At 69.9% G+C, this 20,314-nt stretch carries 20 protein-coding genes; 12 read left to right on the top strand and 8 right to left on the bottom strand.

The features are described 5' to 3' along the window. Nucleotides 1-27: 27 nt before the first annotated feature. Nucleotides 28-1,434 carry an amino acid permease gene (locus tag AC6CR5_RS15170; RefSeq protein WP_047993326.1) on the top strand — a complete coding sequence of 469 codons (1,407 nt, stop codon included), beginning with the start codon at nt 28-30 and terminating at the stop codon, nt 1,432-1,434. A 43-nt stretch (nt 1,435-1,477) separates the two neighbouring features. Here AC6CR5_RS15170 and AC6CR5_RS15165 read toward each other — a convergent pair whose 3' ends face one another. After that, nucleotides 1,478-2,389, bottom strand: coding sequence for a LysR family transcriptional regulator (locus AC6CR5_RS15165; protein ID WP_498084678.1), 912 nt, complete (start codon nt 2,387-2,389; stop codon nt 1,478-1,480). Between the two features lie 101 nt (nt 2,390-2,490). On the opposite strand from AC6CR5_RS15165, the gene AC6CR5_RS15160 reads away from it, so the two are divergent. Then, nucleotides 2,491-3,624, top strand: coding sequence for a threonine synthase (locus AC6CR5_RS15160; protein ID WP_054470854.1), 1,134 nt, complete (start codon nt 2,491-2,493; stop codon nt 3,622-3,624). Here AC6CR5_RS15160 and AC6CR5_RS15155 read toward each other — a convergent pair. Then, a complete protein-coding gene (locus AC6CR5_RS15155; protein ID WP_020926590.1) occupies nt 3,596-4,516 on the bottom strand; it encodes a LysR substrate-binding domain-containing protein in 921 nt (306 codons plus the stop codon). The two genes, AC6CR5_RS15160 and AC6CR5_RS15155, sit on opposite strands and share 29 nt — an antisense overlap. A gap of 109 nt (nt 4,517-4,625) precedes the next feature. Between AC6CR5_RS15155 and AC6CR5_RS15150 the strand changes: the two genes are divergently transcribed. Further along, on the top strand, nt 4,626-5,936 hold the full coding sequence (locus tag AC6CR5_RS15150) for an SLC13 family permease (RefSeq protein ID WP_498084677.1): 1,311 nt from the start codon (nt 4,626-4,628) through the stop codon (nt 5,934-5,936). Here the strand turns inward: AC6CR5_RS15150 and AC6CR5_RS15145 are convergent. The 4 genes from AC6CR5_RS15145 to AC6CR5_RS15130 form a co-directional block, all read right to left on the bottom strand. Further along, nucleotides 5,908-6,330 carry a VOC family protein gene (locus AC6CR5_RS15145; protein ID WP_054507745.1) on the bottom strand — a complete coding sequence of 141 codons (423 nt, stop codon included), beginning with the start codon at nt 6,328-6,330 and terminating at the stop codon, nt 5,908-5,910. The two genes, AC6CR5_RS15150 and AC6CR5_RS15145, sit on opposite strands and share 29 nt — an antisense overlap. Before the next feature lie 96 nt (nt 6,331-6,426). Next, nucleotides 6,427-7,119, bottom strand: coding sequence for a helix-turn-helix transcriptional regulator (locus AC6CR5_RS15140; protein ID WP_026384615.1), 693 nt, complete (start codon nt 7,117-7,119; stop codon nt 6,427-6,429). 241 nt (nt 7,120-7,360) lie between these two features. Beyond that, the gene (locus AC6CR5_RS15135; protein WP_498084676.1) at nt 7,361-7,678 is read right to left on the bottom strand and encodes a hypothetical protein; all 318 of its coding nucleotides are present in this window, start codon (nt 7,676-7,678) and stop codon (nt 7,361-7,363) included. A gap of 154 nt (nt 7,679-7,832) precedes the next feature. Further along, nucleotides 7,833-8,300 (bottom strand): CopD family protein, encoded by a 468-nt coding sequence (locus AC6CR5_RS15130; protein WP_054439744.1) that lies wholly within the window; start codon nt 8,298-8,300, stop codon nt 7,833-7,835. A 183-nt stretch (nt 8,301-8,483) separates the two neighbouring features. On the opposite strand from AC6CR5_RS15130, the gene AC6CR5_RS15125 reads away from it, so the two are divergent. The 8 genes from AC6CR5_RS15125 (at nt 8,484) to AC6CR5_RS15090 (ending at nt 16,999) form a co-directional block, all read left to right on the top strand. After that, the gene (locus tag AC6CR5_RS15125; RefSeq protein ID WP_020926597.1) at nt 8,484-8,993 is read left to right on the top strand and encodes a sigma-70 family RNA polymerase sigma factor; all 510 of its coding nucleotides are present in this window, start codon (nt 8,484-8,486) and stop codon (nt 8,991-8,993) included. After that, the gene (locus tag AC6CR5_RS15120; RefSeq protein WP_238880298.1) at nt 8,972-9,973 is read left to right on the top strand and encodes a FecR domain-containing protein; all 1,002 of its coding nucleotides are present in this window, start codon (nt 8,972-8,974) and stop codon (nt 9,971-9,973) included. Before AC6CR5_RS15125 ends, AC6CR5_RS15120 begins: the two co-directional genes overlap by 22 nt. A 112-nt stretch (nt 9,974-10,085) precedes the next feature. After that, nucleotides 10,086-12,701: a TonB-dependent receptor gene (locus AC6CR5_RS15115; RefSeq protein WP_498084675.1), complete on the top strand. Its 2,616-nt coding sequence runs from the start codon at nt 10,086-10,088 to the stop codon at nt 12,699-12,701. Between the two features lie 77 nt (nt 12,702-12,778). Beyond that, nucleotides 12,779-13,825 (top strand): hemin-degrading factor, encoded by a 1,047-nt coding sequence (locus tag AC6CR5_RS15110; protein WP_498085747.1) that lies wholly within the window; start codon nt 12,779-12,781, stop codon nt 13,823-13,825. A gap of 10 nt (nt 13,826-13,835) precedes the next feature. Further along, nucleotides 13,836-14,669, top strand: a complete 834-nt coding sequence (locus AC6CR5_RS15105; RefSeq protein ID WP_241122692.1) for a heme/hemin ABC transporter substrate-binding protein — start codon at nt 13,836-13,838, stop codon at nt 14,667-14,669. After that, nucleotides 14,653-15,651, top strand: coding sequence for a FecCD family ABC transporter permease (locus AC6CR5_RS15100; RefSeq protein WP_006386721.1), 999 nt, complete (start codon nt 14,653-14,655; stop codon nt 15,649-15,651). Before AC6CR5_RS15105 ends, AC6CR5_RS15100 begins: the two co-directional genes overlap by 17 nt. Beyond that, a complete protein-coding gene (locus tag AC6CR5_RS15095) occupies nt 15,648-16,436 on the top strand; it encodes a heme ABC transporter ATP-binding protein (protein WP_054445694.1) in 789 nt (262 codons plus the stop codon). The genes AC6CR5_RS15100 and AC6CR5_RS15095 overlap by 4 nt, the downstream gene beginning before the upstream one ends. 80 nt (nt 16,437-16,516) lie before the next feature. Continuing rightward, complete coding sequence (locus AC6CR5_RS15090; protein WP_006386723.1) at nt 16,517-16,999, top strand: YajQ family cyclic di-GMP-binding protein; 483 nt, start codon at nt 16,517-16,519, stop codon at nt 16,997-16,999. Nucleotides 17,000-17,460: 461 nt separating this feature from the next. On the opposite strand, the gene AC6CR5_RS15085 is transcribed toward AC6CR5_RS15090, so the two are convergent. Next, complete coding sequence (locus AC6CR5_RS15085) at nt 17,461-18,909, bottom strand: AlkA N-terminal domain-containing protein (protein WP_498085746.1); 1,449 nt, start codon at nt 18,907-18,909, stop codon at nt 17,461-17,463. Between the two features lie 145 nt (nt 18,910-19,054). Here AC6CR5_RS15085 and ogt point away from each other — a divergent pair, with 145 nt between their 5' ends. After that, nucleotides 19,055-19,606: a methylated-DNA--[protein]-cysteine S-methyltransferase gene (gene ogt / locus AC6CR5_RS15080; RefSeq protein ID WP_207384653.1), complete on the top strand. Its 552-nt coding sequence runs from the start codon at nt 19,055-19,057 to the stop codon at nt 19,604-19,606. Nucleotides 19,607-19,668: 62 nt separating this feature from the next. Here ogt and AC6CR5_RS15075 read toward each other — a convergent pair whose 3' ends face one another. After that, the gene (locus tag AC6CR5_RS15075) at nt 19,669-20,274 is read right to left on the bottom strand and encodes a phosphatase PAP2 family protein (RefSeq protein WP_020926607.1); all 606 of its coding nucleotides are present in this window, start codon (nt 20,272-20,274) and stop codon (nt 19,669-19,671) included. Nucleotides 20,275-20,314 lie beyond the last annotated feature (40 nt).

Below are 20,314 nucleotides of genomic sequence, written 5' to 3'. Positions count from 1 at the left end.
CAAGAGAGCGCAGTACCGGAGGAGACAATGACACAACAACAAGGATTCGGCAGGATCGCCGAACGCGAACAGGGGCTCAAGCGCCGCCTGACGTCCGGCCAGATGAGCATGATCGCGATCGGCGGGGCCATCGGCACCGGCCTGTTCCTGGGCAGCAAGTTCGCGATCGGCTTCGCCGGCCCCAGCGTCATCATCAGCTACGCCATCGGCGGGCTCATCACGCTGCTGCTGATGGGCTGCCTGGCCGAGATGACGGTGGCGCATTCGACGTCGGGTTCGTTCGGCGCCTACGCCGAGCACTACATCGGCCCGCTGGCCGGCTTCCTGGTGCGCTACGCGTACTGGTCGTGCGTGGTGCTGGCGGTGGGCACCGAGGTCACCGCGGTGGCCGAGTACATGAAATTCTGGTTCCCGTCGGTGCCCGGCTGGCAATGGGTCTGCCTGTTCTCGGCGGCGCTGATCTTCATCAACGCCATGAGCGTGAAGGCGTTCGGCACCATCGAGTACTGGTTCTCGACCATCAAGATCAGCGCCATCGTGGCCTTCATCATCCTGGGCGCCTATGTGGTCTGGGGCAATCCGCAGTACGGCACGGCGCAGTACACGGCGCACGGCGGCTTCTTCCCCAACGGCGTGTGGGGCATGTGGATCGCGGTGGTCATCTCGATCTTCAGCTACCTGAGCGTGGAGATGATCGCGGTGGCGGCGGGCGAGGCCGAGGACCCCGAGCGCGCGGTGAAGAAGGCGTTCCGCGCCACCATCGTGCGGCTGGTGGTGTTCTACCTGCTGACGCTGGCGCTGATCCTGGCCATCGTGCCGTGGGACCAGGCCGGCAAGGGCGGCAGCCCCTTCGTGACGGTGATGGAGGCGGTGAAGGTGCCGTACGCGGCCGGCGTCATCAACTTCATCGTGCTGGTGGCGGCGCTGTCGGCCATGAACAGCCAGTTGTACATCACCACCCGCATGATGTTCAGCCTGTCGCGCGCGGGGCATGCGCCGGCGGCTCTCGGCAAGCTGACGCGCAGCGGCACGCCGCTGAACGCGCTGCTGCTGTCGACCAGCGGCATCGCCATCGCCACCGTGCTGAACGTGCTGTATCCGGAAACCTCGTTCACGCTGATGATGGCGATCTCGATGTTCGGCGCGCTGTTCACGTGGATGATGATCTTCGTCACGCACTACTTCTTCCGCCGCCGCTGGGCGCGCGAGGGCGGCGCGGCGTTGTCGTTCCGCATGCCGGGTTTCCCGCTGCTGACGCTGCTGGGCGCGGGCGCGATGCTGGCGATCCTGGTGACGACCTATTTCACCGGCGTGTTCAAGATGACGCTGGTGTTCGGCGTGCCGTTCCTGTTGGTGCTGGCGGCGCTGTATCTGCTGCTGTTCCGCAAGTCCGCGGCGGCGGTGGTGCTGCAAGCGCGCCAGCAGCGCTCCTAGCGGTTGCGCCGGCGGACTCGCCCGGTGTTGCCGGCGGCGCGTTTCAAACGGCGCTTGCGTCCGCGCACTGGCGGATCGCCGCCAGCATGGCGCGGGCCCGCGCCGGCAGCGAGCGCGAGGCGTACACGGCGTGCATCTGCGGCGCCACGCCCTGCGCCGAGGTGGCGGTGTAGCCGGGGCATACCCGCACCAACGTGCCGCGGGCGATCTCCGGCGCCGCCGCCCAGTCCGCCAATCTGGCGATGCCCACACCCTGCAGCGCCAGCGCCATCAGGCCGCTGCCGGTGCTGACCCGCACCGCCGGCTCGGCATGCATGCGCACGATGCGCTTGTCGCGCCGCAGGTGCCAGTCCTTCAGCAAGCGCGGTCCGGTGTGCATGATGAGCCGGTGCCGCGCCAGTTCTTCTGGCTCGCGCGGCAGCCCCATGCGCGCCACATAGTCAGGGCTGGCGCACAGCAGCCGTGCATACGGCCACAGGCGCGCGCCCAGCAGCTCGCTCGATGCCGGAAAGCCGCCGCGGATGGCGAAGTCCAGGCCCTCCGCGATGGGGTCGACCCACTTGTCGGTGTAGTTGATGTCCACCGTGACGCCGGGATAGTCCGCCGCGTAGCGCCGCAGCACCGCCGGCAGCAGGGTCACGCCCAGCAGGTCGGGCGCCGAAAAGCGCAGACGGCCCTGATCGCCCGACTGGGTGTCGCGCAGCGCCTCGCGCGCTTCGCTTTCCAGCCGCAGGAGGCCGCGCGCCGACTGGAAGTAGCTTTCGCCCTGCGGCGTCAGCACCACGCTGTTCTTGCTGCGCAGCAGGAGCTGCGCGCCGACCTGGCGTTCCAGCGCCTGCACCGCGCGGGTGACCGCGCTGGGCGAGGCGCCCAGGGCGCGGGCCGCCAGCACGAAGCTCTGGCGTTCCGCGACGGCGCAGAACACCTGGTATTCCCATAGCGCGCCACGTTCCATGGCGGTTCTCCATTGCATTTATCGCAACATGATATTGCAACGCACAGCGCTCGGGCGGACCTAGACTGCGGCCATCCCCGACTTTCTCCAGGTTGATCGCCATGTCAGATCCCCACTATTTCGATCCCGCCACCGGCGCGCGCCATGCGCTGGATGAGGCCCGCTGGTGTTCCGATGCGCGCGCCCCCTTGATGATCTCGCCGCTGCCGGGCATCTCGCGCGACGACATCGACCGGGGCGAGCGTTCGCTGTGGCGCTACCGCGCCGCGCTGCCGGGCGCCGTGGCGCGGCCGGTGTCGATGGGCGAGGGCGGTACGCCGATGGTCGAGCGCGCCTGGGGCGGCCTGCGGCCGCATTTCAAGCTGGAATGGTTCAACCCCACCTGCAGCTTCAAGGACCGTGGCGCGGCGGTGATGCTGTCGTGGCTGCGCCAGATCGGCATCCGCGCCATCGCCGAGGACAGCTCGGGCAACGGCGGCGCCGCCATCGCCGCCTTTGGCGCGGCGGCGGGCATGGACGTCACCATCTTCGCGCCCGCCTATACCTCGACCGCCAAAGTGGCGCAGATCCGCGCATTCGGCGCCGACGTGCAACTGGTGCAAGGGCCGCGCGAAAACGCCGAGACCGCGGCGATCGAGGCGTCCGCGCGCATCTTCTACGCCAGCCACAACTGGCAGCCGTTCTTCCTGCAGGGCACCAAGTCCATCGCCTATGAGATGTGGGAGGACTTCGGCTTCGAGGCGCCGGACAACGTGGTGATTCCGGCGGGCGCGGGCAGCAATGTGCTGGGCTGCGCCATCGGCTTTGCCGAGCTGCTTGCGGCCGGACAGATCCAACGCCTGCCGCGCCTGTTCGTGGCCCAGCCCCTGAACTGCTCGCCGGTGGACGCCAGCTTCCATGCCGGGGTCGACACGCCGGTGCCGCGCGAGGTGCTGCCGACGGTGGCCGAAGGCACCGCGATCAAGCGGCCGGTGCGGCTGCGCGAGGTGTTGCAGGCGATCCGCGCCAGCGGCGGCCAGACCGTCGCGGTGCCGGAGGCGGACATCGTTGCCGCCGTGCGCAGGCTGGCGGCAATGGGGCTCTACGCCGAGCCCACCAGCGCCACCGCGGCGGCGGCGCTGGATATGCTGCGGGCGCGCGGCGCGATCCGCGAGGCCGAGCGCACCGTGGTGCTGCTGACCGGCACCGGCATCAAGGCCACGCAGTTCATGACGGATCTGTATTCGGCGGCGTGATCCGGGCGGCGTCGGCCAGCAGGTGGTCGAGCAGGCGGCGGGCGCGGGCGTTGAGCGTTTCGCGCGCTTGCACGCACAGCAGCAGTTCGCGCGAAGCCCAGGCGTCGGTCAGTGCCACCGACACCACGTCGAGCAGCCGGCACATGCTGTTGGCCGTGGTCTCGGGCACGATGCCGACACCGACGCCGGCCTCGACCAGCCGGCACATGGCGTCGAAGCTGCGCAGCTGCACGCGCAGCTTGATCGGCCCGCCCGCCACCAGCGCCTGGCGCGCCAGGAAGCGTTGCAGCGCGCTGCTGCGGTCGAGGCCGACAAAATCCTCGTCCAGCACGTCGCGGAAGGCGATTTCGGCGGTGCCCGCCAGCGCATGGCCGGCGGGCACGATCAGCACGAAGCGATCGCAATGGTACGGGTAGGTCTGCAGCGCGCCGGTATCGACGGTGCCGGCAACGATGCCGATGTCGGCCGAGCCATCGGCGATGCACTCGACGATCTCGTCGCTCAGCATCTCCTGCAATTCGACGTTGATGCGCGGGTGCGCCGCCAGGAAACCGCCGAGCGCTTCGGGCAGGAAGGCGGTCAGGGCGTTGGTGTTGGACAGCAGGCGCACCGAGCCGCCGAATTCGCCGGAGAAATCGGCCAGATCGTCGCGCAGGCGGTCGGCCTGGGCAAGCATCACGCGGGCGTGCGCGGCCAGTTTCAGGCCCGCCGGGGTGGGGATGACGCCCTGGCGGCGGCGTTCCAGCAGCGGCGTGCCGAGAGAGGCTTCAAGGTTGCGGATGCGGGCGCTGGCGGCGGCCAGCGCCAGGTTGGCGCGGGCGGCGCCGTGGGTGATGCTGCCGGCCTGCACCACGTGCAGGAAAAGCGCCAGATCGGTCAGGTCGAAACGCATGGTGGCGAGCCTACGCGAGGCGCGCAGGCTGCCTCTGCGAATGGCGCATTTTCAGCGGCGGACAGGGTCCGTACACTGCGCCGATTCGTGTTTTTTTGGTGGTTTTTTCATGCATCTGGTCGCCTCCGGTTTTCCGATTCTACCCGCGCTGATCACCGCGATCACGATCGCGTTGTGGGCCTTTTCGCGGCTGCCTGAGTACCTGACGGCGCTGCTGTTCTTCAGCGCCGCGATGATCCTGGCGGTCGCCTCGCGCGACGTGGTGTTTTCGGGGTTCTCGTCGGCGGCGTTCTGGCTGGTGCTGAGCGGCTACGTGTTGGGGCTGGCGCTGAAGTACACGGGCCTGGCCGACCGCATGGCGGGCGCGTTGTCGCGGCGCCTGTCGGGTTCATATCCGAAGGTGGTGGCCGGCGTGGTCGCGCTGACGTACCTGCTGGCTTTCGTGATGCCGTCGAACATGGGCCGCATCGCGCTGCTGATGCCGATCGTGCTGGCGTACGCCGACCGGATCGGGCTGGCGGCGGGACGGCGCGGGCGAATCGGGCTGGCGCTGGCGGTGGGCTTCGGCACTTTCCAGCTGTCCACCTCCATCCTGCCGGCCAACGTGCCCAACCTGGTGATGGCCGGCAGCATCGAATCCAGCTACGGCCTGCAGCTGGGCTATCTGCCATACCTGTGGCAGCATGCGCCGGTGCTGGGCATCCTGAAAGGCGCGGTGCTGGTGGCCTGTATTGCGTGGCTGTTCCGCGACACGCCGGAAGCGGCGCCGCCCGCCGCGCCGGCCCCGCCGCTGACGACGGCTGAAAAGCGCCTGGTGGTGTTGCTGGGGTTGACGCTGCTGGGCTGGGTGACCGACGGATGGCATGGCGTGTCGCCGGCCTGGATCGGGCTGGCTGCGGCCTGCGTGTGCCTGTTGCCCAGGGTGGGGTTCGTCAGCGGCGAGCAGTTCGGCAAGGAAGTGAACTTTCGCACCGCGATCTATGTGGCGGGCATCCTGGGGCTGGCCGCGATGGTGGCGGACAGCGGCCTGGGCGGCATCATCGGCCGCGCCCTGCAGGCCTGGCTGCCGCTGTCGCCCGACGCGCCGATGCAAAGCTTCTTTTCGCTGGTGGGGCTGTCGGCCGCGCTGAACTTCGTGGTCACGGCCAACGGCGTGCCGGCCTTGTACACGCCGCTGGCCGAGACGCTGGCGCAGGCATCGGGCTTTTCGTTGATGACGGTGCTGATGGCGCAGGTGGCCGGCTACGCCACCGTCATCATGCCGTACCAGGCTTCGCCCATCGTGGTGGCGATGGGCATGGGCCAGGTGCCGGCGCGCAGCGGCCTGGCGCTGAGCCTGCTGACCGCGCTGGTGTCGTTCGTGGCGCTGGTGCCGCTGGACTACCTGTGGTTCAGGCTCCTGGGAATGCTGGGATCGTGACCAGTTCCTCCTCGGCGGGCGTGGTGTCGGGCGCCGGGGCGAACACGCGCAGGCGGTGGCCGTCGGGGTCGAGCGCCACGAAGGTGCGGCCGAAGTCCATGTTGGTGGGCGCCTGCAGGATGGGCAGGCCGCGCAGGCTCCAGTCGAGGTGGCGCTGGTCGAGCGCGTCGGCGTCGGACACGGTGAAGGCCAGTTCGGTGCAGCCGCCGCGGCCGGCCGCGGCCGGTTCGACGGTGTGGCGCGACCACAGGCCCAGCATCAGGCCGGAGTCGAGCGCGAACAGGGCGAAGGTGGGCGAGCTTTCGACGGGCGGGCGGTTCAGCAGCGCGCTGTAGAACGCCGCGCTGGCCTCGGGCTTGTCGACGTAGAAAATGACGAAGTTCTTGGCGGACATGATGCGCTCCTGGTTGGATGAGCGCTCATCTTAGAAAGACATGCTGTCAGATTTTGTCAGCAGTCTTTGGCCGGATGTCGCACCGGCCGCCCCGCGTCAGCAGCCGTCGCACGCGGCCGCATTGATGGCGCGCCACTCCTTGAGCAAGGCATGGCGGCGGCGCGGGTAGCGCTGCCCGGGTTCGAGCGTGGCGATGCGGTCGGTGCGGAAATGGCGGAAGTCCTGGCGCAGTTCGCACCAGGCCATCACGATGCGCACGCTGTCGAAAAAACCCAGGGCGAACGGCCAGATGACGCGCTCGGAGTCGGCGCCCTTGTCGTCGCGGTAGGTGATGGCGATCTTCTGTTCGCAGCGGATCGCCTGGCGGATCTGGGACAGGTCGACCCGGTCGACCACCGCCCAGCTGCTGGGACCGACCAGCAGCGGAATGGCGTCGAGTTCGTCGCGCAGTTCCCGCGGCAGCACCGCGCTGATCTTGGCCAGCGCGTTGGCGGCGGCCTGGCCCAGGCGCGGGTCGGAACGGCCGGCCACCCAGCGGGTGCCCAGCACCAGGGCCTCGATCTCCTCGGTGCTGAACATCAGCGGCGGCAGCATGAAACCGGGCCGCAGCACGTAGCCGATGCCCGGCTCGCCCTCGATCTCGGCGCCCTGCGCCTGCAACGTCGCGATGTCGCGATACAGGGTGCGCAGGCTGACGCCCAGGTCGGCCGCCAGGCGGTGGCCGCTGACGGGCAGGCGATGGCGCCGCAGGGTCTGCAGCAGGTCCAGGAGTCGTTCGGCGCGGGACATGTAGGCGGGCAAGGGCGGGACGCCGTAATGCTGCCACGGAATGGCAGCAGCCGGAAGCCTCGGCCCTCAATCATCAAGTGGTTTGCGTTCGAGCCGATGCACGGGCGCGAGACCACCTTCGACCGCCTGCTCAGGCCTTGCGCCACCGCCATACCGGTCAGCATGCCGCGCCGTTGCAGGCGTGGCTGCGCGGCCAGGTGCGCGACGTGCTGCGCGACCGCCTGGCCGCGGATGCTTCCAGCTAGCGGCTGACCGGCTTGCCGCTGGCCACGTCGATGGCCGAACCGTCTTCCAGGCTGACGCGGTAGATCTCGCGCAGCACGTTGCCGGCAAAGCCGATCTCGACGATGGACACGTCCTTGAAGGTGGTGGCGATGCCGTCGGGCAGCGCGGCGTTGACTTCCTTGGGCAGGCGGTACACCACGCCATAGGTGGCCTTGTGATCGCGGAACGCGGGCTGTTCCAGCGCGCTGTTGTCGATGGGGGCGGCGGCCAGGGCGGCCGAGAGGGTGGCGAAGGACAGGCCGAGGGCGGCCAGGGGCAGGATGCGCTTGATCATGGATTTTCCTTTTATGTGGGACCCGCGAGAGTCCGAGCCAGTGTGGCCACGCCGGATGTACGGCGTATTGCACCAGTCCAAAGAAATCCGATAGCCGCCGTGGTCCGGCCGATAGCTGCGCGCGGTCGGGCCGGGCCGGCCCGGCCGTGGGGTGTCAGAGCAGGAAAACGGCCGCGATGATCGCCAGTCCCAGCGCCAGGTTGACGCCGACCCAGCGGCGGATGCCGGCCATCGCCTGGCCGCCGCGCGGCCAGTCGGAGGCGGCCACTGCCGCCCGCAGCCGGGGATAGAGCGCGGCGCGGATGTAGGCGTAGATCACGGCCATGATCAATCCGCCGGTGGCCATCACCGTCCAGCCGCGCGGCATGAAGAAGGCGCCGCCCGTCTGCGCGGCCTGGGACGCCTCCTGGCCGATCATCGCCGCGCCGGTGGCCAGGATCAGCACGATCGCGGCCAGCACGGCGTTCAGGAACGGGCCGAGCACCGCATGCATCAGTCGCAGCCGTTGCGGCGGCTCCAGTTGCGCGGCCGCCGGCCGCAGGAAACAGTGGGCGAACAGCATGCCGCCCACCCAAAGAATGACGGCCAGCAGGTGGATCAGTTTGAACGCGCTGTAGAGCATCGGGTCGGCCTTGGGCAAGAGGGGGAAGGGACGTCGCGCCAGCGCCGGGGCGGCCGGTCGGGCAAGTCCGTCCCCATCATATCGCCACCCTTGCGCGGGCGGGGGTTCTTGACCTGGGCAAGGGTTTTCCATTTAGAATGAGATTGATTTTTATTTGTGATCAAGTGTGTTCGGGAGCCCACCGTGTCCAACCTTGCGCTTGCCTGCGGCGACGCCGTCCACCTGCTTTACCGCGCGCACCACGGATGGCTGCACAACTGGCTGCGGGCCAAGCTGGGCGATTCGTTCGACGCCGCCGACCTGGCGCAGGACACCTTCGTGCGCGTGCTGCGCCACCGGCACGAGCTGGACGCGCTGCGCGAACCCCGCGCCTACCTGACCACCATCGCCAAGCGCCTGGTGCTGAACCTGCACCGGCGCCGCTCGCTTGAACGGGCCTACCTGGACGCGCTGGCCACGCTGCCCGAGGCCCAGGCGCCGTCGCCCGAGCAGCGCCTGCTGATCCTCGAGGCGCTGCAGGAAATCGACGAGATGCTGGCGGGCCTGCCGCTTCCGGCGCGGCAGGCCTTCCTGATGGCGCAGCTCGAGGGCCTCGGCCACGCCGAGATCGCCGCGCGGCTGAACGTGTCGCTGCGCTCGGTGCACCGCTACATCGCCAAGGGGTACGAACAATGCATCATGGCGGTGATGTAAGCGCGCCGTGGGGCGCCGCGGGCGAGCTGCCCGCCGTCGACCGCAAGGTGGCGCGCGAGGCGGCGCGCTGGCTGTTGCGCCTGAGTTCCGAGCGCGCCACCGAGGCCGACGTGCGCGCCTGCGCGCAGTGGCGCGCCAGCAAGGCCGAACACGAACATGCCTGGCAACGGGCGCAGCGCGTCAACCAGCGTCTCGGCCTGGTGCCGTCCTCGCTGGGCATGGCGGCGCTGAACCGGCCCGACCTGGCCGGCCGTCGCGCGGCCCTCAAGACCCTGGCCGCGCTGATCGTGGCCGGCCCCGCCGGCTGGGCCGCGTGGCGCGCCAGCCCGTTCGAGTGGAGCGCCGACTACCGCAGCGCCACGGGCGAGCAGCGCCGCGTCGCGCTGAGCGACGGCTCTTCCATGCACCTGAACACCGCCAGCGCGGTCGACGTGCTGTACGACGCCGACCTGCGGTTGGTGCGCCTGCGCGCCGGCGAGATCGCGGTCCACGCCGTGGAAGAGTCGGGCGCGCATCCGCGCCCGTTCGTGGTGCGCGCCCGGCAGGGCGAGGTGCAGGCGCGGGCGGCGCGGTTCTGCATGCGCCAGGACGGCGCCGCCTGCCTCGTTAGCGTGCAGGAAGGGCGCGTCAACCTGCGCGGCGGCGGCGTGGTCGTGCCGTTGGCGGCCGGCGAGCAGGCATGGCTGCGCGATGACGCGCCCGCGCGCCCCGAGCCGGCCGATCCGCATGCGGCCGACTGGACCCGTGGCGTGCTGCACGTCAACGCCTGGCGCCTGGATGCGTTCGCCGCTGAACTGGGCCGCTACCGGCCGGGCCTGCTGCGGTGCGACCCCGAAGTGGCGGGCCTGCGGCTTTCGGGCGCGTTCCAGTTGCATGACACCGACGCGGTGCTGGCGGCCTTGCCGTCGACGCTGCCGGTGCGGGTGCGCTATCGCAGCGCGTATTGGGTGACGATCGCGCCGCGCGCCGGACAGGCGTGAATCGTCGTTGTTACAAAAAAACCGAGGACACGCTGTCCGGTCCGCGAATGTCGAGGGTCATGGTCAGTAGAGGCACACGAATGCCGATACCCGTTGGATCGAAAGGACGACCATGGCTCATTTCCCCGCCAGCCGCGTGCGCGGCTATCCCATCAACCGAGAGGCCCCATGCCGACTGACCCGCCTGACCCTGGCGTTGCGCCTTGCCACCGCGTTGGCCGCGCCGGCCGCCATGCTGTGGCCGGCCGCCGCCGCGCAGGCGCAGGCCGTGCCGGCGCAGCAGGCGCGCAGCTACCGCATCCCGGCCGGCCCGCTGGCCGAGAACCTGGCACGCTTTGCCGACCATGCCGGCGTCACGGTGCTGTTCGACGCGACGCTGGTGGGCCAGCGTCGCGGCGCGGGCTTGAATGGGGAATACACCGTGGCTGACGGCTTTGCCCGCCTGCTGGCCGGCAGCGGCCTGGCCGCGCGCGAGCGCAGCCCCGGCGTATTCGTGTTGCAGGCCTTGTCGCAGCCGGGCGTCGCGCAACTCGCGCCGGTCACGGTCCAGGGCGAAGGCGCGGTGGCGGCGCCGGCATGGGAAACGCGCACCGACCGCAAGCGCATGGACGATCTGCAGATCAAGAACTGGAGCGACCTGGGCAAGCGCGCCGAACCCGGCGTGAGCTTCAACCGCCAGAACAACAGCATCAACATCCGCGGGCTCGACCAGGACCGCGTGCTGACGCGGGTCGATGGCATCCGGCTGCCGTGGCTCGACGACGGCGCCCGGGGCGTCAAGGGCGGCCTGGAGGCGGTGGACTTCAATACGCTGTCGCGCCTGGACATCGTGCGTGGCGCCGACGCCGGTTCGGGCGGTTCGGGGGCCATTTCCGGACTGGCCGACCTGTACACGCTCAGCCCGGCCGACCTGCTGACCGACGGCAAGACCTTCGGCGCGCTGGCCAAGACCGACTACGACACCGCCGACAGCAGTTGGGGCGCCAACGCCGCGCTGGCCGGGCAGATCCATGACAACACCTTCTGGCTGGTGCAGGCGGGCGTGCGCAACGGCCACGCGCTCGACAACCGTGGCGACGTCGGCGGCTACGGCCCGCGCCGCAGCGAGCCGACGCCCGAAGACTACGACCAGCGCAGTTTCCTGCTCAAGCTGCAACAGCGCGTGGATGGCGGACATCGTTTCGGCCTGACCGGCGAGTACTTCAAGCGCAACGCCACCCAGGACAGCATGTTCGAGCAGGGCCCGGGCACCAGCTACCAGATCGGCGAGAACACCACCAAAAAGGAAACCGAGCGCGAGCGCGTGTCGTTCGACTATGCCTACAAGGCGCCGGGCGAGGGCGGCTGGATCGACAGCGCCACGGCGGTGGTGTATTGGCAGCGCATGCAGCTCGACAGCGCGCTGGATGGCCAGCGCAGCCGCGACGCGCGGGGCAACATTCCCGGCGACCCATTCCGCTACGGTTTTCCCAGTGGCGCCTATGGCCGCAACAACTCCATCCGTCAGACCATGTTCGGCGCCAATGCCGAGCTGACCAAGCGGCTGGCCGGCAACAGCGTTTCACAGCTTTGGACGGTGGGCGGGGAATGGTACGGCAACAAGACCGAGCAGAATTCCAGCGGCTACGACAATTGCCCGGTAGTGCGACCGGGCACACCCGCGCCGATGGGTCCGCGCACCTGCGACATGCTGCACACCAACCAGGCCGACGTGCCGCTGTCCAAGGGCAGCCAGTGGGCCTTGTGGGCCTCCGACGAATTCAGCTTCGCCGACGGCCGCTACACGGTCATGCCGGCGCTGCGCTACGACCATTACGAGCAGAAGCCCAAGTCCACCGAAAGCTACGCCAGCAACCGCAACGGCGGCGCGCTGCCGCCCGACAATGGCGGCGGGCGCTTCTCGCCCAAGCTGCTGGCCACCTGGAAGGCCGCGGATGAACTGAACCTGTACGCGCAGTACGCCTACGGCTTCAAGGCGCCCAGCGCGACGCAGCTCTACACCAACTACGGCGGCCCGGGCACCTACCTGCGGGTCGGCAACCCTTACCTGAAGCCGGAAACCAGCAAGGGCTGGGAACTGGGCGCCAAGCTGGGTTCCGATTCGCTGGGGGGCGCGTTATCGTTCTTCGATAACCGCTACCGGAACTTCATCGACAGCAACGTGCCGCTGGACGCCGGTTCGCCGCAATGGCAGGCGGGTTGGGCCGGGCAGTATCCGCTGGGCATCACCGGCAACGTCAACCGCGCCAAGGTGCGCATCTATGGCGCCGAGGCCAGCGCGCACTGGAAATTCTCGCCGGGCTGGCGCACCTGGGGCTCGCTGGCATGGGCCGTGGGCAAGGACGAGGGCACCGGCCAGTACCTGAATTCGGTGGCGCCGCTCAAGGCCGTGCTGGGCGTCGGCTATGGCCGCGACGCATGGGGCGTGGACGCGATGCTGACCACGGCCCTGCGTCGCAACAAGGTCGAGTATCCGGACGCTTCCGCCAAGGCGCCCAACCGTGATTTCCAGGCGCCTGGCTATGGCGTGGTGGACCTGATGGGCTACTGGCGCCCGGCCTCGGTGAAGGGCCTGCAGGTGCAGGCCGGCGTGTTCAACCTGTTCGACAAGAAGTACTGGGAAGCCATCAACGTGCCGACCGCAGGCGCCACGGCGCTGCCGCGGCCGGTGGACTGGTACACCGAACCGGGACGCAGCCTGCGCGTCTCACTGACGTATCAATACTGACCCGCGCTGCCGCCGCGCGTCAGCGGCGGCAGTCCCGATTTTCCATTCCGGCCGGAGGGCCCGCAATGAGCAACGAAGTGAAGCACCCCGATTTCGACACCCGAGCCGCCGAGCTGCGCGCCCGCAACGAAGCGCTGGCGGCGTCCAAGCCCGGCCTGCGCGCCCGCAACCTGGCCCAGGAACTCGGCGTGTCCGAGGCCGAATGGGTCGCCGCCGGCTGTGGCGGTGTCAAGGCAGTCGAACTGCATGGCCAGCCGCAGGAGATCTTCCGCGAACTGGGCACGCTGGGGCCGGTGATGGCCCTGACGCGCAACGACTGGTGCGTGCACGAACGCCATGGCGCCTACCTCGACATCCAGGCCGACGGCCCGGTCGGCCTGGTGCTGGGGCCGGACATCGACCTGCGGGTGTTCTTCTCGTGCTGGGCCTCCGCCTGGGCGGTCGAGCAGGACGGCCGCCACAGCCTGCAGTTCTTCGACGGCGCGGGCGTGGCGGTGCACAAGGTCTACCGCACCGAGGCCACCGATGCCGCCGCGTACGACGCGCTGGTGGCGAAGTTCGCGGGCGCCTCGCGCTGGCCCGACACCGCGCCTTATGCCGCCGCCACCGACGCGCCGAGCGTCGAGGACAGCGCCCAGTGGCGGCAGGCCTGGCTCGGCATGCAGGACACGCACGAGTTCTTCCCGCTGCTGCGCAAGTTCAAGGTGTCGCGCCTGGCGGCGCTGGCCGCGGCCGGCGAGGACCTGGCGCAGACAGTGCCGGTGGAGTCGATCGAACGCATGCTGGAGTCGGCGGCGGCCAGCGGCCTGTCGATCATGTGCTTCGTGGGCAACCGCGGCATGATCCAGATCCACACCGGCCCGGTGCACCAGTTGCGCCGCACCGGCCCCTGGTTCAACGTGCTGGATCCGACCTTCAACCTGCACCTGGACACCAGCGCCATCGCGTCGGCCTGGGTGGTGAACAAACCCACCAGCGATGGCTGGGTGACGTCGCTGGAGCTGTATTCGTCCAGCGGCGACCTGATCGCGCAGTTCTTTGGCGAGCGCAAGCCGGGCAAGCCGGAACTGACGGGTTGGCGTGAATTGATGTCGGGCCTGTGCCGCGTGCCGCTGGCCGCATGAGGATGATGCAATGAAGAAATGGCTGGCGGTGGCGGCGGGATGGATGCTGGTGGCGGCCGCGCAGGCGGCGCCGCCCGCGCGCGTGGTGACCCTGGGCGGAACCGTGACGGAAATCGTTTACGGCCTGGGGCAGGGCGAGCGGCTGGTCGGCGACGACCAGTCCAGCCTGTATCCGGAGGCAGCGACCCGTCTGCCGCGGGTCGGCTATTACCGCGCCGTGCCGGTCGAAGGCGTGCTGGCGCTCCGGCCCGACCTGGTGCTGGCGTCGGAGCAGGCTGGTCCGCCCGACGCGCTCAAGCGCCTGGGCGAAGTCGGCGTGCGGGTGGTGAGCGTGCCGGACGCGCCGTCGGTCGATTCGCTCAAGGCGCGCATCCGCGCCGTGGCGGCCGCGCTCGACGTGGCGCCGGCCGGCGAACAGATGGTGCGGGACGTGACAGGCGAACTGGCCAAGGCCGAAGCCATGCCGGCAACGCGCGCGCGGGCATTGCTGCTGATCAACCGCAGCGGCGCGCCGCAGGGCGCGGGGCGCGGCACCGCGGCGGCCGAGATCATGCGCCTGGCCGGCCTGGACAACGTGCTGGCGGGACAGCAGGGCTACAAGCCGCTGTCGCCCGAGGCCATCGGCGCGCTGGCGCCCGACCTGATCATCGTCACGCGTGAATCGCTGCAGGCCAGCGGCGGCCTGGAGGGCTTTGCGCGCCTGCCCGGCATCGCGGCGACGCAAGCCGCGGCGAAACAGCGCATCATCGTCATGGACGATCTGCTGATCCTCGGCCTGGGGCCGCGTCTGCCGCAGGCGCTGATCCAGCTCAAGCAGGAGGCGGCGCATGCCATGGCGCGCTAGGGCGCCGCTGGCACTGGCGCTGCTGGCCGCGGCGCTGGTGCTGGCGGTGCTGGCGGCCAGCGCCAGCGGCGCGGTGCCGATCCCGCTGCGTGAACTGCCGTCGCTGTTGTGGGGCGCGCCCACGCCTGAACAGGCGCTGTGGCGCAATGTGCTGATCGACATCCGCCTGCCGCGGGTATTGCTGGCGGTGGTGATGGGCGCGGGCCTGGCGATCTCCGGCGCGGCGTTGCAGGCGCTGTTCCGCAATCCGCTGGCCGAGCCGGGGCTGATCGGCATTTCCGCCGGCGCTTCGCTAGGCGCGGTCATCGCCATCGTCATGACGCACGGCGGCTTCTGGTACACCGCGCCGGGCGCCTTCATCGGCAGCCTGGTCGCGACGCTGTCGGCCTATGTGGTGGGACGGCGCGTGCCGGGCGTGGCCGGGCTGCTGCTGGCGGGGGTGGCCATCACGGCCATCGCCTTCAGCCTGATCGGGCTGTTCACGTTCATGGCGTCCGATGCGCAGCTGCGCGACCTGACCTTCTGGAACATGGGCAGCCTGGCCGGCGCCAGCTGGAAGCTGCTGGCGTTCCTGGGGCCATGGGTGCTGCTGCTGTCGTGCTGGCTGCTGCGCCAATGGCGCGTGATGAACGCGCTGCTGCTGGGCGAGCGCGAGGCCCAGCACCTGGGCTATTCGCTCAAGCAGGCGCGCGCCCGGCTGGTGCTGGCCTGCACCCTCATCGTCGGGCCGCTGGTGGCCGCCAGCGGCACCATCGTGTTCGTCGGCCTGGTGGTGCCGCACCTGGCGCGCATGACGCTGGGCGCCAACCACCGCCTGCTGCTGCCGGCCTGCCTGCTGGGCGGCGGGCTGGTGATGACGCTGGCGGACTGGCTGGCGCGGATCGTGGTGGTGCCGGCCGAACTGCCGATCGGCCTGGTGACCGGGCTGGTGGGCGGTCCCTTCTTCCTGTGGCTGCTGGCGCGCGGCCGGAGGCACGGTTGATGCTGGCCGCCGAGAACCTGACGCTGGCGCGCGACGGCAAGCGCATCCTGGACCGCGTCTCGCTGGCGATCCGGCCGGGCGAGGTGGTGGGCCTGCTGGGCAGCAACGGCGCCGGCAAATCGACCCTGCTGGGCGCATTGGCGGCCGAGCTGGATGCCGATGGCGGCAGCCTGGCGCTGGACGGCCGCCCGCTGCGCGCGCTGCCGCCGCGCGCGCAGGCGCGCAAGCGCGCGGTGCTGCCGCAGAAGCCCGGGCTGACCTTCGACCTGGGCGTGCGCGAGGTGGTGGCGATGGGCGCGTATCCGTTTCCGGAGCTGTCGCCGGCCGAGGTCGATGACCTGGCGCGCCAGGCCCTGGAATGGGCCGACGTCAGCCACCTGGACGGCCGGCGCTATCCGCAGCTGTCGGGCGGCGAGCAGCAGCGGGTGCAATTCGCCCGGGTGCTGGTGCAATGCCGCGCGGCGCGCGTCCCGGGCGAGGCCCGCTACCTGCTGCTGGACGAACCGACCGCCAGCCTCGATCCCAGGCACCAGGCCGACCTGATGCGACGGGCAGCGCAACTGGCGCACGAAGGCAATACCGGCGTGCTGGTGATCCTGCACGACATGAACCTGGCGGCGCGCTGGTGCGACCGGCTGCTGTTGCTGAGCGGCGGCCAGGCGATCGCGCAGGGCACGCCGGCGCAGGTGCTGACGCCGGCCAACCTGTATCTGGCATACGGCATCCAGGCGCAGGTGATGCCGCATCCGTTGCAGCCGGACCGGTTGCTGGTGCTGATGGCTTGAGGGGGGCGAGCCCCGGTAAAATGGGGCAATCGCGGCGGCCGCGGCCGCCTTTTCTTCATCTACCGACAGGACCCAGTGTCATGCCTACTTTCGACGTCGTCTCCGAAGTCGACAAACACGAACTCACCAACGCCATCGACCAGGCCAACCGCGAGCTCGCCACCCGTTTCGATTTCAAGGGCACGGATGCCAAGTTCGAACTGGAAGGCTTCGTGGTGACGCAGGTGGCGTCGAGCGCGTTCCAGCTCAAGCAGATGCTGGACATCCTGCGCGGCCGGCTGTCGGCGCGCGGGATCGACGTGCGCTGCCTGGACGTGGCGGATCCGCTGGAGAACCTGGGCGGGGCGCGGCAGAAGATCACGGTGAAGCAGGGGATCGAGCAGCCGGTGGCCAAGAAGCTGATCGCGGCGATCAAGAACGCCAAGCTCAAGGTCGAAAGCCAGATCAACGGCGACAAGCTGCGGATCAGCGGCAAGAAGCGGGATGACCTGCAGACGGCGATTGCGTTGTTGAAGAAGACTGACGTGGATTTGCCGTTGCAGTTCGAGAATTTTCGGGACTGACTGTTTTGCTTGCGGCTGGGTGGGGTTCGTAGGCCGCCCGTCGCGCGGGGTGTCGGGGGGGCGGGCGCCCACGATTGCGGTCCGGAGCGTTCGCTCCGGACTGCCCCATCCTCAACCTCGTACGCCTTCGGCTTCCTACGGTTTCCGTCGGGCGCATCGAGGTTGCCCACCCCCCCGACACCCCGCGCAACGGGCTACCGGCGTCTAGGTTTGCGGCGCAGTCAGGTCGGACGGGGGCGCGGAGAGGCTTGCGTTGCCCGCAATAACCGGCCGCCCTGCGCGGCCGGTTATTGCATACGCGATTTGTTGCGTCGGAACGGTGTGCGCTGCGCGCTTGCGGAGAGGGGCGCGCTGAAGGTGTTTTTTTGCTGGATAGGCGTGGTCTCGTTCTGCGGGCTCCGTGGAACGCCATTGATTACGGGCTGGCGTCTTCCCAAATTGCGTAACGCCATCCGACTTCCTCAATATTCCGCCCACAAGTGCTGGGCCGCATAGGCGCGCCAGGGCCGCCAGGCTTCGGCGCGGGCCAGGAGCTGGGCGGGGGTGTATTGGCGGTTTTCCAGTTTTTCCAGGGCGCGGATCAGGCCGATGTCGGAGGCGGGGAAGGCGTCGGATTCGCGTAGCTGGCGCAGGGCGATGTATTGGGCGGTCCATTCGCCGACGCCGCGCAGGGTGCGAAGGCGGGTGACGGCGTTGTCGAGGCAGTCGGCGGTGTCGAACAGGCGGGGGTCGGCCAGGGCCGCGGCGGCGACGGCGGAGAGGGTGGCGGCGCGCGTGCGGGGCATGCCGAGCGGGGCGAGGTCGGCGGGGGCGACGGCGGCCGGCGTCGGGAACAGGTGGGTCAGGTCGCCGTCGGGCTGGTCCAGGGGCTGGCCGTAAGCGGCGACGAGTTTGCCGGCGAGCTTGATGGCGGCGGTGACGGTGATCTGCTGGCCGAGGACGGCGCGCAGGGCGAGTTCGAAGCCATCCCAGGCGCCGGGCACGCGCAGGCCGGGACGGGCGGCGGTGAGGGCGGCCATGACGGGGTCGTGGGCCAGTTGCGCGGCGAGCGCGGCGGGGTCGCTGGCCAGGTCGAAGACGCGGCGCAGGCGCGCGATGATGGTGGGCAGGGCATGCAGCTGGGGGAAGCGGACGGTGGCTCGCAGCGCGTTGCCCGGGCCGGGTTCGACCCGCACGGTGCCCTGGCCGCCGTCCAGGCCGATGGTGCGCGTGTAGCTGTCGTCCGTGACCTGTTCGATGCCGGGGATGGCGCGCACGCGCAGGAAGTCCAGCATGGCGGGCCAGTCGTAGGGCGGGCGGTAGCGCAGCAGCAGCTTGATTTCGCCTTGCGGGCCGGCCGGGACATCGGGCTTGCCGGAACGCCGCAGTTCGCCCGGGGCGCGGCCGAACAGGGCCAGGAAGATCTCGTTGAAGCGGCGGATGCTGCCGAAGCCGGCGGCAAACGCGATCTCGGCCATGGGCAGGCGGGTTTCGTGGATCAGCTGCTTGGCCAGCAATACGCGCCGGGTCTGCGCCACGGCCACGGGCGAAGCCCCCAGGTGCTGGCGGAACTGGCGCCGCAACTGGCGTTCGCCGACGCCCAGGCGCGCGGCCAGGGCGTCGACGCCGGCGTCGTCGAGCGCGCCGAGTTCGATCAGGCCGAGGGCGCGCGCGACGCTGTCGGGCAGGTCGCGGCCGCGGCCGGCGGCGGGCGCGGTTTCGGGCCGGCAGCGCAGGCAGGGATGGAAACCCGCTTCCTGGGCGGCGGCCGCCGTCGGGTAGAAGACAACATTGCGCGACAGCGGCGTGCGCGCCGGGCAGACCGGGCGGCAATAGATGCGCGTGGTCTTGACGGCGGTGAAGAAGCGGCCGTCGTAACGGGCGTCGCGCACGCGGATGGCGCTGTAGCAGGCGTCGTGGTCGAGGTTCATGCGATCCATGCTAGCGCCGGAAGCGGCCTGGATCTAGCGGTTTTCGGACACTGTTGTCCGGCTTGCTGTGATGTCCGGAATCCGCCAGCGCCGGCGCCGCGTCCGGCCTATATTGGACGCGTCAATACCGAAGCCGGAGCCCGCCATGCCTGTCCAGATTTTCCAATTCGAACGCGTCGCCACGCCCCTCGGGCAGATGCTGGTCCTGACCGACGCGCAGGAATGCCTGCGCGCGGTCGACTGGCACGACTACGAACCCCGCATGCATGCCTTGCTGCGGCGCCAATATGGCAAGGGCGCGGTGCAGTTGCGCGATGCCGCGCGCGCCTCGGCCGCGAGCCGCCAGCTGCAGGCCTATTTCGAGGGCGAGGTGGATGCGATCGACCGGGTGAAGGTGGCGTCCGGCGGCACCGATTTCCAGCGCAGTGTGTGGCGGGCGTTGCGCGAGATCGCGGCGGGCGAGACCGTCAGCTATGGCGCCCTGGCCACGCGCATCGGCCGGGCTTCGGCGGTGCGCGCGGTGGGCATGGCCAACGGCGCCAACCCCATCGGCATCGTGGTGCCCTGCCACCGGGTGATCGGCGCCAATGCGTCGCTGACCGGCTACGGCGGCGGGCTGCATCGCAAGCGCTGGCTGCTGGAACACGAAGGCCGCTGGCGCGCTGCCCGGGGCGCGCCGGTGGCGCGGGCCGCCTGAGGCGGCCGCACCGGCAAGGAATGCCCGCGTCGCGTCGACGCGCGTGGCGCGCGGTGTGGCGGTCAGGCGCGGATCCAGCCGCGCGCGATGGGCAGCGCCAGCAGCTTGCGGTAAATGGCCTGCAGCACGGCCGTCAGCGGCTCGCCGACGCGGCGCCAGACAGGCACGGCCAGCCCGGCGGCCACGGGCGCCAGCAGCAGGCCGCCGGCGATGTCCAGCGGAAAGTGCACGCCCAGGTAGACGCGCGACAGGCCGACCACGGCCGCCAGCAACAGTAAGGCATAACCCCAGCCGGCCCAGCGCCGGTCGAAGATCAGCGTGAACGCCAGCGTGGCGATGATGATGGTGTGGTTGCTGGGAAAGGACGCGGTGGCCTTGTGCGCGAAGAACGCGTGGCCCAGCCCCAGCACGAACGGCCGCGCATGCGGCCACAGCGCGCCGCACAGGTAGCTGATGCAGAGCGCGGCGCCGATGCCGGCCAGCGCCTTGAGCGCGACGTCACGCTGGGCCTGGCCGCCCCACAGCCACAGCCCCGCGAGCGCGGCCGGCACCAGCAGGATCAGCCGGTTGGCGACGAACAGGGCCGCCTGGATGTGCCAGGCCGGGCTGGCCGGATCGGCGTTGATCAGGAGAAACAGGGACTGATTGATAGGTTCCACGAAATCCATGACGCGTCATTTTGATGAAATATTCTCGACTGGCGCGATG

It is taken from the genome of Achromobacter sp. EG18, from assembly GCF_059759395.1.
The sequence above is the reverse complement of the archived record's forward strand: the minus strand, read 5'-3'. Positions and strand labels throughout refer to the sequence as shown.

Bases quoted from the DNA above. Each gene is read 5' to 3' on its own strand.
- AC6CR5_RS15130 (WP_054439744.1), bottom strand. From the start codon at position 8,300: ATGCTCTACAGCGCGTTCAAACTGATCCACCTGCTGGCCGTCATTCTT.
- AC6CR5_RS15165 (WP_498084678.1), bottom strand. From the start codon at position 2,389: ATGGAACGTGGCGCGCTATGGGAATACCAGGTGTTCTGCGCCGTCGCG.
- AC6CR5_RS15170 (WP_047993326.1), top strand. From the start codon at position 28: ATGACACAACAACAAGGATTCGGCAGGATCGCCGAACGCGAACAGGGG.
- AC6CR5_RS15155 (WP_020926590.1), bottom strand. From the start codon at position 4,516: ATGCGTTTCGACCTGACCGATCTGGCGCTTTTCCTGCACGTGGTGCAG.
- AC6CR5_RS15085 (WP_498085746.1), bottom strand. From the start codon at position 18,909: ATGAACCTCGACCACGACGCCTGCTACAGCGCCATCCGCGTGCGCGAC.
- AC6CR5_RS15100 (WP_006386721.1), top strand. From the start codon at position 14,653: ATGCCATGGCGCGCTAGGGCGCCGCTGGCACTGGCGCTGCTGGCCGCG.
- ogt (WP_207384653.1), top strand. From the start codon at position 19,055: ATGCCTGTCCAGATTTTCCAATTCGAACGCGTCGCCACGCCCCTCGGG.
- AC6CR5_RS15160 (WP_054470854.1), top strand. From the start codon at position 2,491: ATGTCAGATCCCCACTATTTCGATCCCGCCACCGGCGCGCGCCATGCG.
- AC6CR5_RS15105 (WP_241122692.1), top strand. From the start codon at position 13,836: ATGAAGAAATGGCTGGCGGTGGCGGCGGGATGGATGCTGGTGGCGGCC.
- AC6CR5_RS15145 (WP_054507745.1), bottom strand. From the start codon at position 6,330: ATGTCCGCCAAGAACTTCGTCATTTTCTACGTCGACAAGCCCGAGGCC.
- AC6CR5_RS15150 (WP_498084677.1), top strand. From the start codon at position 4,626: ATGCATCTGGTCGCCTCCGGTTTTCCGATTCTACCCGCGCTGATCACC.
- AC6CR5_RS15135 (WP_498084676.1), bottom strand. From the start codon at position 7,678: ATGATCAAGCGCATCCTGCCCCTGGCCGCCCTCGGCCTGTCCTTCGCC.
- AC6CR5_RS15115 (WP_498084675.1), top strand. From the start codon at position 10,086: ATGGCTCATTTCCCCGCCAGCCGCGTGCGCGGCTATCCCATCAACCGA.
- AC6CR5_RS15090 (WP_006386723.1), top strand. From the start codon at position 16,517: ATGCCTACTTTCGACGTCGTCTCCGAAGTCGACAAACACGAACTCACC.
- AC6CR5_RS15120 (WP_238880298.1), top strand. From the start codon at position 8,972: ATGCATCATGGCGGTGATGTAAGCGCGCCGTGGGGCGCCGCGGGCGAG.
- AC6CR5_RS15075 (WP_020926607.1), bottom strand. From the start codon at position 20,274: ATGGATTTCGTGGAACCTATCAATCAGTCCCTGTTTCTCCTGATCAAC.
- AC6CR5_RS15140 (WP_026384615.1), bottom strand. From the start codon at position 7,119: ATGTCCCGCGCCGAACGACTCCTGGACCTGCTGCAGACCCTGCGGCGC.